15 protein-coding genes and 2 tRNA genes are annotated in these 12,838 nt (G+C 36.4%); 7 read left to right on the plus strand and 10 right to left on the minus strand.

The window, feature by feature from the left end; translation table 11 throughout:
- The first annotated feature begins 73 nt into the window (after nt 1–73).
- From DRF60_RS01965 to DRF60_RS01975, 3 genes are read left to right on the plus strand one after another with little or no spacing between them, the layout of a single operon-like run.
- Entirely contained in the window at nt 74–520 is a 447-nt protein-coding gene (locus DRF60_RS01965) for a DinB family protein (RefSeq protein WP_116010434.1), read from the plus strand.
- A 37-nt stretch (nt 521–557) separates the two neighbouring features.
- The gene (locus tag DRF60_RS01970) at nt 558–1,160 is read left to right on the plus strand and encodes a hypothetical protein (RefSeq protein WP_116010435.1); all 603 of its coding nucleotides are present in this window, start codon (nt 558–560) and stop codon (nt 1,158–1,160) included.
- Nucleotides 1,147–1,815, plus strand: a complete 669-nt coding sequence (locus tag DRF60_RS01975; RefSeq protein ID WP_116010436.1) for a glycosyltransferase family 25 protein — start codon at nt 1,147–1,149, stop codon at nt 1,813–1,815. The genes DRF60_RS01970 and DRF60_RS01975 overlap by 14 nt, the downstream gene beginning before the upstream one ends.
- Nucleotides 1,816–1,896: 81 nt before the next feature.
- Here DRF60_RS01975 and DRF60_RS01980 read toward each other — a convergent pair whose 3' ends face one another.
- The 5 genes from DRF60_RS01980 to DRF60_RS02000 all read right to left on the minus strand — a co-directional run bounded on the left by DRF60_RS01980 (nt 1,897) and on the right by DRF60_RS02000 (nt 6,409).
- Nucleotides 1,897–2,727, minus strand: coding sequence for a DUF6625 family protein (locus DRF60_RS01980; RefSeq protein ID WP_116010437.1), 831 nt, complete (start codon nt 2,725–2,727; stop codon nt 1,897–1,899).
- A 68-nt stretch (nt 2,728–2,795) separates the two neighbouring features.
- Entirely contained in the window at nt 2,796–2,978 is a 183-nt protein-coding gene (locus DRF60_RS01985; protein WP_116010438.1) for a TIGR04149 family rSAM-modified RiPP, read from the minus strand.
- 61 nt (nt 2,979–3,039) lie between these two features.
- A complete protein-coding gene (locus tag DRF60_RS01990) occupies nt 3,040–4,677 on the minus strand; it encodes a vitamin K epoxide reductase family protein (protein ID WP_116010439.1) in 1,638 nt (545 codons plus the stop codon).
- A gap of 20 nt (nt 4,678–4,697) precedes the next feature.
- Nucleotides 4,698–5,486: a GLPGLI family protein gene (locus DRF60_RS01995; protein ID WP_116010440.1), complete on the minus strand. Its 789-nt coding sequence runs from the start codon at nt 5,484–5,486 to the stop codon at nt 4,698–4,700.
- A gap of 302 nt (nt 5,487–5,788) precedes the next feature.
- Nucleotides 5,789–6,409, minus strand: a complete 621-nt coding sequence (locus tag DRF60_RS02000) for an endonuclease III domain-containing protein (RefSeq protein ID WP_116010441.1) — start codon at nt 6,407–6,409, stop codon at nt 5,789–5,791.
- A 33-nt stretch (nt 6,410–6,442) separates the two neighbouring features.
- On the opposite strand from DRF60_RS02000, the gene bcp reads away from it, so the two are divergent.
- Nucleotides 6,443–6,892, plus strand: coding sequence for a thioredoxin-dependent thiol peroxidase (bcp, locus tag DRF60_RS02005; protein WP_116010442.1), 450 nt, complete (start codon nt 6,443–6,445; stop codon nt 6,890–6,892).
- Nucleotides 6,893–6,983: 91 nt separating this feature from the next.
- Here bcp and DRF60_RS02010 read toward each other — a convergent pair whose 3' ends face one another.
- The 5 genes from DRF60_RS02010 to DRF60_RS02030 are packed head-to-tail and all read right to left on the minus strand — an operon-like array spanning nt 6,984 to nt 11,198.
- The gene (locus DRF60_RS02010; RefSeq protein WP_116010443.1) at nt 6,984–7,517 is read right to left on the minus strand and encodes a GNAT family N-acetyltransferase; all 534 of its coding nucleotides are present in this window, start codon (nt 7,515–7,517) and stop codon (nt 6,984–6,986) included.
- Nucleotides 7,486–8,151, minus strand: a complete 666-nt coding sequence (locus tag DRF60_RS02015; protein WP_116010444.1) for a hypothetical protein — start codon at nt 8,149–8,151, stop codon at nt 7,486–7,488. The genes DRF60_RS02010 and DRF60_RS02015 overlap by 32 nt, the downstream gene beginning before the upstream one ends.
- A 32-nt stretch (nt 8,152–8,183) precedes the next feature.
- Nucleotides 8,184–9,266 carry a mannose-1-phosphate guanylyltransferase gene (locus DRF60_RS02020; RefSeq protein ID WP_238639956.1) on the minus strand — a complete coding sequence of 361 codons (1,083 nt, stop codon included), beginning with the start codon at nt 9,264–9,266 and terminating at the stop codon, nt 8,184–8,186.
- Complete coding sequence (locus DRF60_RS02025) at nt 9,260–9,859, minus strand: SprT-like domain-containing protein (protein ID WP_116010445.1); 600 nt, start codon at nt 9,857–9,859, stop codon at nt 9,260–9,262. Before DRF60_RS02025 ends, DRF60_RS02020 begins: the two co-directional genes overlap by 7 nt.
- 1 nt (nt 9,860) lies before the next feature.
- A complete protein-coding gene (locus tag DRF60_RS02030; protein WP_116010446.1) occupies nt 9,861–11,198 on the minus strand; it encodes a TolC family protein in 1,338 nt (445 codons plus the stop codon).
- Between the two features lie 97 nt (nt 11,199–11,295).
- On the opposite strand from DRF60_RS02030, the gene DRF60_RS02035 reads away from it, so the two are divergent.
- The 3 genes from DRF60_RS02035 (at nt 11,296) to DRF60_RS02045 (ending at nt 12,766) form a co-directional block, all read left to right on the plus strand.
- A complete protein-coding gene (locus DRF60_RS02035; protein WP_116010447.1) occupies nt 11,296–12,540 on the plus strand; it encodes a bifunctional folylpolyglutamate synthase/dihydrofolate synthase in 1,245 nt (414 codons plus the stop codon).
- 41 nt (nt 12,541–12,581) lie between these two features.
- Nucleotides 12,582–12,656 (plus strand) — tRNA-Val (locus tag DRF60_RS02040).
- A gap of 35 nt (nt 12,657–12,691) precedes the next feature.
- A tRNA-Val gene (locus DRF60_RS02045) sits at nt 12,692–12,766 on the plus strand.
- Nucleotides 12,767–12,838 lie beyond the last annotated feature (72 nt).

The raw sequence follows: 12,838 nt of genomic DNA on the forward strand, positions 1-12,838 counted from the left end.
TTAAAGATGGGATGATTAATTTTAATATCCCATCTTTTTTGTTTGAAAAGCTTAACGAGTTAATAATATTATCATGATCATAGAAAGTCTGAAATCTCTCTACAACAGAGATCTAAATAAATTAAGGGTAGAAATAGAATCTTACCAGAATGAAAAAGCTGTTTGGAAAACAGATAAAAACATTGCAAATTCTGCAGGAAACCTTTGCCTGCACCTGGTGGGAAATCTCAATAATTATATAGGTGCAGAGCTTGGGAAAACCGGCTATATCAGAAACAGGGAACTGGAATTTTCATTAAAAGACACTTCAAAGGCTGAACTTATTGAAAAAGTAACAGCAACAACAGCTATGGTAAATGATGTGCTTAGCAAATTAACAGCTGAAGATCTTGAAAAGGAATATCCTCTTGTTGTTTTTGAAGACACCATGACAACAGGCTACTTTTTAATTCATTTGATTACCCATCTGGATTATCACCTGGGCCAGATTAATTATCACAGAAGGCTGCTTGACTTCTAATTACTTACCTTTTAACCTTGAAAATCAAATCATTTTAATGAAAAAAACATTTTTTTTCACTTCATCCTCGAATGAATCTGCCAATGACATAGAGTCGTTCATAACAAATGGTTTTGAGGTGAAAACCATTCTCCAAAATCAGGCTAACAAACTGGCTAACTGCATACAAGACACTGTCAAAAATAACCGGAACGAGGATTATATTATCATCTGTACTTCCCATCATCAGTTCACCCCTCATTTTTCGATGGCCTATTTAGATAACTGCATTGAAAAGGTACAAAAACTTGGCGGTAACCTATTGCTGGGAGGACTTCTTGGCTTCGAAAAAGCAATGGAAGTCACAGATCATATCTTTTGGGTTGACGGCTTTAAAGGTGCTCAATTCATTGTTATTTTCAAAAAAGTATTTGAATATCTCCTGCAAAGAGATGTCATGGATAAAATTCCGGCTGAAATGTTCTTATCACAGCATCTGGATGACATCTTTGTAATGCATCCTTTCATTTCCTCTTATAAGAACGGAGCCCTCAACTCTTTCGAAAACACAATAGATTTTCAGGATTTGAATGAAGATCCGGAAGAGATTTTAGCAGAGCTTTCTCAAATAAAAAAATACTATTCATATGAGCCAAAATGAATTTGATGATATCATGATTCCTACCTACATCATTAACCTGAAGCACAGAAAAGACCGATTGGAAAGTGTTTTAAAGGAATTTAAGGGCAAACAGGAATTTGACTGCCACATTATAGAGGCCTGTGAGCATGAAAAAGGAAACATCGGTTTATGGGAGAGTATCAGAAAAACTGTACATCTTGCAATTGACAATGCTGATGATGTGATCATTATTGTAGAGGATGATCATATTTTTACAGATGATTATGACAGGGACTTTTTTATTGAAAATATTCTCGCTTCTAATGAACAGGGGGCAGATATATTGTCAGGCGGCATTGGCGGGGGCTTCAGATTTGCGGTTCCTATTACAGAGAACAGGTTTTGGATTAATCACTTTTGGTGTACTCAGTTTATGGTGATATACAACCGCTTTTTCGAGCAGATTCTGAATGCGGATTTCGGGCCGGATGATACGGCAGATAATTTCTTATCCCAGCTTACGGCCGACAAAATGGTGTTGTATCCTTTTATCTCGGTGCAGAAGGATTTTGGATATTCTGATATAACAGCAGAAAATAATATTACCGGCAGTATTGAAAATTACTTTAAAACGGCGGATCATGCTTTAAAACAATATCAGGAAAAGTACATAAAATTTGTTTTACATCAATAAAAAGAGGGAGCAAGGTTGCTCTCTCTTTAGCTTTTAATACCTTTCAACCGTACCTTATTATTTTATATCCAACTACATCCGTTACCAGTAAATCCTTGTAGGGCTAATGTTGTAGGTAGTGGGAATTTTCTTTGGAACTTTTGTAGGATTGTAGACTTTTTTAAGCCAAAACATATGAAACATGATAGCTTCATATTTATTTTTATAGATGATTTTACCATTGTCAAACTTCACTCTTCCGGTATAGCCTTCCATCAGAATAAAATCAAAGTGAGTTCTTAAGATTCCATCTTTTTCGGCTTTCTTCATAATATGGGTAAAACTCTCGATTTCTGTTTGAATTTCAAATATTGAAACTCCTTCTGCGAGGTCATCCCAAACGAAATTGCATTCGTCAAAACAAAAATGATCAGCTTCCGAGAAAACTTTTTTATAATCTTTACTCCTCTTGAAAAAGCTATTCAGCATTTTATTGTTACGGTACAAACCGAAGCAGCCGGTCGTGTAATCATCCCTGACACTGATATAATCGAAGTCATTTAAAAAGTCATTGGTAAAAAAGGCCCTGATATCTCCATAAATCAGATCAAGGTCACAGTGTCCCCAGAAGTCATAGCCTTCTATAAGATCAGGAAACATAAACCCGTATGCAGGTTTAAAATCGCACAATTTATAGGGATTATCTATATTGATCTGAAAGCCTAATTTATTGGAAGTATCATAAATGATATCGTTCAGGCTTTTGTGTATTATTTTTACATTATCCGGAACATCTTTCAGTTCATCGGTATTATCTGTTATAATAACAAAATCAACACTTGGATTGAAAGCACAGGAATGCAGATAATAAGGTAAATACCATGGATATTTCCCGTACCAGCAGGTAATTAAAACTAAACTCGGTGTATTCATAAGTTGAAAAAAAATCTGTAATTGCAGAATTGCAATTACAGAAGTTGTTTTAGATTAGCCTTTTCAGATTAGCAGCATTTTGCTGGAAATCCGCTTCCACATATAGCTCTCATACTATTCATATAGCAGTATTGTGAATTACAGTTACAAGTTCCAGGTGCTCCTGATGAACCCGCTTTGATAACTCTCATTTCGTTTCTGCTCATTTCGCTTTTCATAGCATTTAAGCTCAGCTTTTGTAATTTTTTCATAGAATTTTGTTTTAATTTTTTGCCTACTCTTTAGATTTTCAGCTTCCTCTTTATTATAGTTTTAATTTTGGTCAACCATTTGTCCGTATTGAGTTTCAAATTCTTCAACAGGTATATTTTCATCAATACTCCATTGATCTTCAATAAGATCCGGCATAAACAACTCAATATATTTTTTATTCAATCTCACCGGAAATTCATAATTATTTATAAAATAATGCGGTGTGAAAAAAAAGTTATTCTGCAGGTTTTCATAGGATACAGAAACCAGCTTATTCAAAAGAAATGTTCTGTTTGTAAGTTTTGTACTGTATTCTTTCAACCATTTATCGGCTTCTCTGTGGCTATACCAGTCATGGAGTGCCTCTATGAATTTCTGTTCTCCTTTTGTATGGTAAATATTCAGGAGCTGGATCAGCATTTCTTCCACTTCCGCTGTAACGACTCCCGTCATATTGAATCGGATCTTAATATTGACCTGGTCTTTATAATGGGTGTGAATTTTTTGTAAAAACTCATGAGCCTCCTTACAATAGCTGCATAATGGACTCGTTATGAAAGTAATGGATACTGGTGCATCAGGATTTCCTACCATAATTGGTTCTGCCTTCAGCAGTACCGGATCCTTACTGGTCAGGATTCCTTTAAAATATGGATAATGTCTTATATATCTGGAATCAAAGTCTGCATCTTTTTTCAAGCTGCTGTAAGATAAAAGTGCTTTTTTAATCAAAAAGTATGCGCCAATAAAAACAGTTAAAACACCCGCAAAAAGAGAAATGGTTTTAATATCAAGAGTAGAATTGTTTAGAATTTCTCTGCTGTTAAAGGACAGATAAATAATCTCTGCATAAATAACTCCGATAATGCTCAGACATATGGGGCACCATTTCTTTTCTACTTTCATCTGGAAATAAAAGGAATACAGTGTAAACGGAATACATGCAAGCAGAGAGATAAATGTCAGAAAATAATAGTCATTCAGTAAGCTTCTGTTAAAAATGATCAGTAAAAAAAGTTGAGTTCCAAAAAGAAAAACACTGAGGTCACTTAATTTAAATCCTGCAATCTTCCCTTTTTCAGAATTAATGATCTGGCTGCAGCTGGATTTCTCACTGCCATCACAAAACTGATTGGAAAAACCTGATTCAAAACCCAGCTCTGTTTTAATGGCCTCAAAGGAAAAAAACATACCCAACACCGCAATTCCTGTAAACCCCATCAGATACCACCCTCCAATGAAATACATCACCGCGAGCCCCGCTAAAAAAACAAGTCCCGGAAGTATCTTATTATACAGTGTGTTGGAAGATTTAACAATCTGATCATTACCTTCTGCTACTAAGATTGCCCCTGTCCATAACACGCTGATCTCGGAAGCGGTAATATCTTTTTTAACACCCTCATTATCAGTATATATAAAATGGCCGCCTTTTTTTTCAATATAAGACAAAATTAAATGCCCTTCCCCTAAGTTCAATATAGTAAGAAAAGTTTCCGGCAAAACCTCACGCTCTTCAAAATCAACATTAAAGGCTCCGTTTGGAATACCAAAAAAGCTAAAAGCATCACTAAAAGCCAAAAGACTTGGTGTTTCAGGATGCGATTCTACCTGGTAGATATAATCGTCCTTATCAATTCTTACATCAATTGATTTCAGATATAAAAAAACAGCATTGATTTCTTTTCTTAGTTCCATGGTTATAGGCAAGTTTTAAGCTATCTTTCGATAGAATTATCATTATCCTGATAATATTTCTTTAGCGCTTCAGCCTGCTGGCGCATATTATTCATTGCTTTGGTATCTTTTGTGACCCCAGACATGGCCTGCATCAGAATGGGCAGTGGATCTTTCGTGAAGTTTACTTTATTCTTGATATAGGCTTCTTTTGAGACTAATCCTTCACCTTCCATAACTGTTTCGGTTTGCAACTCTGACTGGCTGATTTTTTTGTTTCCAATTAGCCTCCAATGGTATTCATTGGCAGAATCTTCTATTTCCACAATCAGTCCCGGTAGCCCCATAAATACATACGGCCCATCAAAAACCGGGATATCGGCAGCAAACCATGCAATCCAATGCCTGCCCCCATAATCTGCTTCCGCTTTCTGTACCTTTATATTATCCAATGCTTTTTTCTCCTGGGAAAGTTTCCATTGAAGATGTATGGATTCTTTATACGAAAGCACTCCTGCCAGCAGATCATCTTTAAGAATAATGGATTTACTTTGAAGGTCTTTTACCACTTTAAAGTTCATTGTTCCGAAAGAAGAAAAAGTGGAGTTGAAATTGATATTGACAGCAAGTAAAGAATCCTCTTCTTTTTTTTCTTTCCGGATAAATACAGATTTGTTTTCAAGAGTATCCAGATAGAACAAATCCTTCTTCATCTCCTTATTCCGGGTTGAAGGTTTATAAGTCAGCTCATAGTAAAAACGGTGAATCTGACTATGGCACGAAAAAGAAAAAAATACTGTAAAACAAAACAGTAAGATATTATTTTTCATTTCAATATCAATGGTATCGAGCCAAATATATCCCTTTTTTTTGAATTACAAAATATCCGTAATCCTTTTAAATAAAAGAAAATAAAAAATAAAACTCATTGTCTCAAAATGGTATTATAAATCAACAAGATACATTTTAAAAAAGAAAAATATTTTTTATTTTTTAATCAAAAAATATCCTAATCAAGTGAATAAACAGATAAAAAAACGGTAATTATCCATAAAAAAAACACCATAAAAAATGATGTTTTATATTAAAATGTGGAATTGATAAATTATTTTCTATTCTTAATAATAACGTATTATTTTTCGAACATCATTTTAGTAATAAAGTCCTTCTCTCCTTTTCCTCTGGCTGGTGAATATTCTCTTCCGTAGTAAATAATCTGAAGATGGAGCTTGTTCCAGACTTCTTCAGGAAATATTGCTTTAGCATCTTTCTCTGTTTCTACAACATTTTTCCCGGAAGTAAGCTTCCATTGTGTCATGAGTCTATGAATATGGGTATCCACAGGAAAAGCCGGAAATCCAAAGCCCTGGCTCATCACTACAGAAGCTGTTTTATGTCCTACTCCCGGCAGCGCTTCCAGTTCTTCGTAGGTTTGGGGAACAATCCCGTTATGTCTTTCCAGTAAAAGTTCAGCCATTCTTTTAAGGTTTTTAGCTTTGGTATTGGATAATCCAATCTCTTTAATGAGCTCCTTGATCTGATATTCCTCCAGCCTGGCCATCCTTTGCGGCGTTCCTGCCACTTCAAAAAGGGCGGGAGTTACCTGGTTTACTTTTTTATCCGTGGTCTGTGCAGAAAGCGCTACAGCTACCATAAGTGTATAAGGATCGGTATGATCCAGCGGAATGGGTGTTGTAGGATATAATTTATCCAATTCTATCTGAACAAGCTCCGCTCTTTGCTTTTTTGTCATTTAACCATTAAATTTGAACAAAATTAATTCATTATGCTGAAAGTAGGAGATAAATTACCTGAATTTGAAGGAACAAATCAGGATGGAGAAACAATAACCTCATCGAAATTACTCGGAAAGAAACTAGTCGTTTTCTTTTATCCTCAAGCCAACACTCCTACATGTACTGTGGAAGCCTGTAACCTGAGCGACAATTATTCAAAGCTTAAAAAAGCCGGATTTCAACTTCTGGGCGTGAGTGGCGATGGAGTAAAGAAACAAAAGAATTTTCACAGCAAATTTGCTTTCCCCTATGATCTTCTTGCTGATGAAAACCATGATGTCATCGAAAAATTCGGGGTTTGGCAGGAGAAAAAAACATTTGGAAAAACATATATGGGCATTGTAAGAACTACCTTTATTTTTGACGAAAATGGCGTTTGTACAAGAGTAATAGAAAAAGTAACGTCAAAGACTGCTGCTGAGCAGATTCTGGAAGGATAATTTTTTTTGAAACACAGATATCACTACTATTTTCACAAATAATACAATTTACATCTCTGTGTTATTTGTGAAAATATTTTTTATGGATTTATTATTCGGTTTCATAATAGTTTAATTCTTCGGTTTCTCCAGGAAGAATGACATTTTTTTTGAATTTTAATCCTAATTTTTCGATCAGTTTTTGGGAAGAAATATTATCTTTTGAAATGATAGCAGATATTTTTGTTAACCCAAATTCATCCATTCCGATAGATTTTACCTTCTGAGCAGCTTCAAAGGCATATCCTTTTCCTTCAAATTCTTCCAATAGAGAATACCCGATATCCACAATATCAAGACCTTCTCTTTCGAAGATTCCTACTGCTCCTACTTTTTCGTTTCCTTCTTTAGTTACTAAAAGATAGTTTCCATATCCCCGTTTTTCAATCTGTGGAGCAAATCTGTTCAGGATATAATTTTCTGCATCTTCAATGGTGTTCACATTGCGGTTGCCGATATGTTGAATAAATTTTGGTCTGTTATAAAGTTCAAAGACAAAATCTTTGTCTTCACGAGACATAGGGCGAAGTATTAATCGTTCGGTCTCATAGATATTATTTGCGCTTGGGTGTTTTTCTAGGCTCATCTTTCTTTGGTTCTTCTTTTTTTTCGATTTTTAAAAGTCTCGGGTTATTAGCACATTTCTTATTGTAGAGTTCAATATAAGTTCCATTATCCTTTACATTGCTTACAGCGCCCGTTGATTTATTGACAGTCACTGTATAATGTGTTTTCTGGTAAGGACACTCCTTTGAGGTGAGCTTCCCCAGATCCAGATAATAATGGGCTGCATCTTCATAATAATTACCGGCAACATCTTTAAACTCCTCATCCACCATATAGCCGTCAGCTGTCAGAACAATGGCAGCTTCTTCAGCATTGTCAATTTTCCCGGCAAATTTTTTCAGGCCTTCAAGATCTGCAATGTAATTCATTTTTCCACCTGCTGAGTATGCAATATAATAAAAGCTGTCTTCTTCAGGGAATAGATTAAATCCTGAAAACTGTGGTGTATAGTCTGTTTTTCCGCCAGATGTTCTGATCTCCTGGTTTTTTCCGTAACTGTTATAAACCAGAACCCAGGAATCTATCCTGTCATTGGGGATGATCTGTTGTAAAATATTGGGAATACCTGAAAAGTTTTTCTTGTTCTGGGAGTATCCTAAAAATCCCAAAAGCAGAAATATAAGAGCTATTGATCGTATTGCTGTTTTCATCATAATTTTAAAAAATCAGCAGAAAGATAGCAATATTACATGAATTTATCTCCTTTTTTAAAATTTTTCAGATCAAGAACATAGTCTTTGATCAGCTGATCATTGTCTCTGGGACATATCAGCAGTGCTTTATCGGTGTCTACAACAATAAAATTTTCAAGACCGTCAATGATTACAGCTTTATTATTGCTCTTCAAGCGAATAATATTTCCTTTGGAATTATAATTCAGAAAATGCTTTAGCTTTACTGCATTTCCATTCTTATCCTTTTCAGTGTTTTCGTATACAGAAGTCCATGTGCCAAGATCACTCCAGCCAAGATCTGAAGGAATAACATACACGTTCTTTGCTTTTTCAAGGATTCCGTTATCAATAGAAATTTTCTGAACTTTCGGGTAAATGGTTTCGATACACCCGTTTTCCTTCGCAGAATTATATTCGCAAGCCATGAAATGCTGCATCATTTCAGGAAGGTACAGTTCAAATGCATGATGAATGCTTTTCACATTCCAGATAAAAATCCCTGCATTCCACAGGAAATCGCCGCTTTCTAAAAAGCTCTGCGCAATTTCAAGAATAGGCTTCTCCGTAAAGGTTTTTACTTTAAAATAATCTGACCCTTTCTTTTCCACAAACTGGATATATCCGTATCCTGTATCAGGTCTTGTAGGGGTAATACCCAGGGTTACCAGATAATCATGTTGGGCAGCAAGATCAAAAGCAAGCTTCACTTTCTCCAGGAATATATCTTCTTTTAAGATCAGGTGATCTGCCGGAAGAACGATCATTGTTGCATCCGGATTAATTTCAGCAATCTTGTTAGCCATGTACAGGTTACAGGCCGCTGTATTTTTCATCAGAGGTTCGCCCACAATATTTTCTTCAGGAATTTCCGGAAGCTGCTGATGGGTAAGCGCAACGTATTCTTTATTCGTGATAACGAATATCTGTTCTTTAGGAATGATCCGGCTAATTCTGTCATAAGTCTGCTGAATCATAGTACGCCCGATTCCTAAAATATCCTGAAACTGTTTTGGAAATTTCTGTGTACTCATAGGCCAGAACCGGCTGCCGATTCCTCCCGCCATGATGACACAGTATCTATCTGATTTTAACATTCTTGCCTACATTTTTCAACCCTAGCCAGAGGCTTGAAAGAATACTTTCTTCCTGTAGCCAGATTCTTACAAAGATAGTTTTTTTTAATCAGACCTTCTAATAAATACTTTTCGTTCCTGTATATAAAAAATTCTCCTTTCTGAAGCTCTTCGATGAAATGTAGCCTATCGTCTTGTTTTTCAGTATGAAAATATCTTACAAGGTCAGGACTAGCCATAAAATTAGCCTTTGGAGATTTTGAAAATCTTACGATGATAGGTCTGAGATCCTCATCATAGATTTCAAGGCTTTCAAGAAGCATGCTTCTAAATGTTTCTTTCCATTCGTTCCCATGCGGTGATATTCTTCGTCCGTATTTTTCAAAAGCGATCAGATGAGCCAGCTCATGGGTAAGGACAAAGAAGAAAAGCGGTGGCGTCAGTGTTGAATTGACTGTTATTTCATGGGAGTTATCAGGAAGCTTTCTGTAATCTCCCAACTTAGAATTTCTGTCACGCGTCACTTTTATATGAATATAATAATCCGAAAACCAGACTCTTAAGTACTTATGGGTGTTTTGAGGTAAATATTTTTCTAATGACTGGATAGACATTTTACAAAGTTAATGGAATTCCTGAATAGAAGTTCAGTAGTTTAAGACTGAAAAGATAATTATATTTAGCTTGGGCAACAGATCCCTGTGCGTTTGCATAGTTATTTCTGGCTACATTCACATCATAAATTGTTGATCTGCCTGCCGCATAACTTTTATCCGCAAATTCTAAAGCCAATTTGGTGCTTTTCTCAGTTTCTACTGCTGCAAGGAAGGTTTCATAATTGGCATCTGCATCAAACTGTGCTTTCTGCACATTCTGTCTTACCGCCTGCTTCTGTTGTTCCAGAGTATTTTTAGCGATACTCTGGTTAATTACAGACTGCTCTACCTGCAGCCTGGTAATTCCTTTGTTGAAAATAGGAACATTCAGAGACAATCCTATATTCTGACCGAAATTATCTTTATACTGCTGGAAAAAAGTGGGATCATTAACAGGGTTCCCAAGCTGGTCGTAGTTTTTACTTAACATATTATTATAAAACGAGGAAATACCGGCATTCGCAGTCAGTGTTGGCCAAAACCCCGTCTTTGTTACTTCCGTCTGTGCTTCAGCAGACCGGATTCTGCTTTCGGCAGCTTTTATCTGCGGTTGGGTTTCATAGGCTGTAGTAAGAACATCATCCACAGACTTAAGCTGGGACGGCAATGTATCAGAAACAGTTACATCTTCCACATCAAAGCCTTTATATTCGGGAAGCTGTAAAAGCTGAACGATGGCAAACAAAGCTCTTCCTACGTTTATTTCCGCAGTTTTAAGATTCTGTTTTTCTCTTGCTAAGGCTGCTTCTGCTTCTGCCAGGATAGTTTGTGCAGTTGTTCCTACCTGGGTTGTTATTTTGGCTCTGTCATATTGTTTCTGAGCGTTGTCTACCGCACTCTGGGAGATTTTAACAATTTCCTTGTTCAGGAGAACAGTAAGATACTGCTGTGCAATCTGTAGAGAAATATCATTTTTAATGGTTTCTATATCGTATTGGCTGGCTTCTACATCAAACTGTATTTTTCTGATGTTTTTCTCTAATCTGCCATTATTGTAAAGCAGAACATCCGCACCCAGGTTCGCACTGTTGTTGAACCTGTCATTCCTGATACTTCCCGTACCCAATGGAAGCTGCCCGAAACCCACTGAATTGGACATTCCTGCGGATACAGAAGGCAGGTATTCTTTTTTTGCCATTTTAAGGTTAGAATCCTGGACCTGCTTAGAATATTGATTTTGGATAACCTGAAGATTATGCTCCACAGCATAGTCTACACATTCTCTTAAGGACCATTTCTTCTGGGCGTTTAGTCCCAGACAACTTAATCCAAAAACGATAATCCAAACTTTTTTCATATTAAGAATTTTCCATATTAGACGAGCCAAATATAAAAAAGTTACAGTTTTAATAATTAATATTTTATTTTAAAAAAACTTTTGTGAATTTTGCATCATGACAAAAGGACAATATCAGGAAGCTGTAGACTGGCTTTTCGTACAGGCTCCCAACTATCAGACCGACGGGCTGAAGGCCTATAAACCCGGATTAGACAACATTACAAAGCTTTGTTCTTTCTTTGGAAACCCACAGGAAAAGATACAATGCATCCACATCGGCGGCACAAACGGAAAAGGGTCTACCAGTAATATGCTGGCCTCTGTTCTCCAAGAGGCGGGATACAAAGTAGGTTTATATAATTCTCCGCACCTTATTGATTTCACAGAACGCATTAAAGTGAACGGTAAAAACTGCAGCAAAGAGTTTGTCTATCATTTTATCCAAAAACTGAAAAGTATTCCTGAAGATATCCTTCCTTCTTTTTTTGAGTTTACCACAATTATGGCTTTTGAATATTTTTATCAGCAAAAGGTTGATTTTGCCATTATTGAGGTCGGGCTTGGCGGAAGACTGGATTCAACGAATATTATTAAGCCTTTGGTAGCTGCAATTACTAATGTACAGTTGGACCACCAGAATATTTTGGGAGATACCATTGAAGAAATTGCTTCGGAAAAGGCAGGAATCATCAAAGCCCATATTCCGATAATTTCCGGAGATGAAAATGAGACCGTCAAAAATATTATCCACCAGACAGCGGGTAAAGAAAATGCCCCTTTTATTGATGCTACAATCATACATTCTGATCTTAATTCTGATCTTAAAGGAAATTACCAGAAGAAAAACATCCGTGTTGTTCTTGCCCTGATCGAAGAATTAAAAAAAATAAACATTACTGTTTCTGAAGAAAATATTGAGATGGGATTGCTTCATGTCCGTCAAAATACGGGTTTCATAGGGCGCTGGTTTGAGTTTTCAAAAGATCCGCTTACGATCTGTGATACCGGACACAACCAGGCCGGACTGGAGTATGTATTTTCTCAATTGAACTGTATTGATAAACATAAACACGTTATTCTGGGGTTTGTGAATGATAAAAAAATAGATGAAGTAATGGCTCTTCTTCCTGAAAATTCTGAATTTTATTTTGCCAAACCATCTATCAGCAGGGGGAGACACCCAGAAGACTATGAAAATCTCCTTCAGGATGCAAAAATTTCTTATACAATTTTCGATTCCGTACAGGAAGCGTATCTTTCTGCAAAAGAGCAATGTACAAAAGAAGAAATGATTTTCATCGGCGGAAGTAATTTTGTAGTGGGAGAATTTTTAGAAAAAAATTTGGAGATTTCTGAATAAGTCGTATATTTGCACCACTCTAAACGAGGAAACAAGTATAGGGGCTCTTAGCTCAGTTGGTTCAGAGCATCTGGTTTACACCCAGAGGGTCGGGGGTTCGAATCCCTCAGGGCCCACACAAAGGTAACTGAAGCCTTTCAAAAAAAATTCAGGGCTCTTAGCTCAGTTGGTTCAGAGCATCTGGTTTACACCCAGAGGGTCGGGGGTTCGAATCCCTCAGGGCCCACAAAATCTCTCAATGTATTGGGAGATTTTTTTGTTTAAAACATTCGGGATATTCTTACCTTTGTGATCTTAC

The organism is Chryseobacterium elymi (assembly GCF_003385495.1).
Lineage (GTDB): Bacteria > Bacteroidota > Bacteroidia > Flavobacteriales > Weeksellaceae > Chryseobacterium > Chryseobacterium elymi.

Excerpts from the sequence above, each read along its gene's own strand:
- DRF60_RS01980 (WP_116010437.1), bottom strand. The coding sequence starts at position 2,727 with ATGAATACACCGAGTTTAGTTTTAATTACCTGCTGGTACGGGAAATAT.
- DRF60_RS01970 (WP_116010435.1), top strand. The coding sequence starts at position 558 with ATGAAAAAAACATTTTTTTTCACTTCATCCTCGAATGAATCTGCCAAT.
- DRF60_RS01985 (WP_116010438.1), bottom strand. The coding sequence starts at position 2,978 with ATGAAAAAATTACAAAAGCTGAGCTTAAATGCTATGAAAAGCGAAATG.
- DRF60_RS01995 (WP_116010440.1), bottom strand. The coding sequence starts at position 5,486 with ATGAAAAATAATATCTTACTGTTTTGTTTTACAGTATTTTTTTCTTTT.
- DRF60_RS01990 (WP_116010439.1), bottom strand. The coding sequence starts at position 4,677 with ATGGAACTAAGAAAAGAAATCAATGCTGTTTTTTTATATCTGAAATCA.
- DRF60_RS02010 (WP_116010443.1), bottom strand. The coding sequence starts at position 7,517 with ATGAGCCTAGAAAAACACCCAAGCGCAAATAATATCTATGAGACCGAA.
- DRF60_RS02015 (WP_116010444.1), bottom strand. The coding sequence starts at position 8,151 with ATGATGAAAACAGCAATACGATCAATAGCTCTTATATTTCTGCTTTTG.
- DRF60_RS02020 (WP_238639956.1), bottom strand. The coding sequence starts at position 9,266 with ATGTTAAAATCAGATAGATACTGTGTCATCATGGCGGGAGGAATCGGC.
- DRF60_RS01965 (WP_116010434.1), top strand. The coding sequence starts at position 74 with ATGATCATAGAAAGTCTGAAATCTCTCTACAACAGAGATCTAAATAAA.
- DRF60_RS02030 (WP_116010446.1), bottom strand. The coding sequence starts at position 11,198 with ATGAAAAAAGTTTGGATTATCGTTTTTGGATTAAGTTGTCTGGGACTA.
- DRF60_RS01975 (WP_116010436.1), top strand. The coding sequence starts at position 1,147 with ATGAGCCAAAATGAATTTGATGATATCATGATTCCTACCTACATCATT.
- bcp (WP_116010442.1), top strand. The coding sequence starts at position 6,443 with ATGCTGAAAGTAGGAGATAAATTACCTGAATTTGAAGGAACAAATCAG.
- DRF60_RS02000 (WP_116010441.1), bottom strand. The coding sequence starts at position 6,409 with ATGACAAAAAAGCAAAGAGCGGAGCTTGTTCAGATAGAATTGGATAAA.
- DRF60_RS02035 (WP_116010447.1), top strand. The coding sequence starts at position 11,296 with ATGACAAAAGGACAATATCAGGAAGCTGTAGACTGGCTTTTCGTACAG.
- DRF60_RS02025 (WP_116010445.1), bottom strand. The coding sequence starts at position 9,859 with ATGTCTATCCAGTCATTAGAAAAATATTTACCTCAAAACACCCATAAG.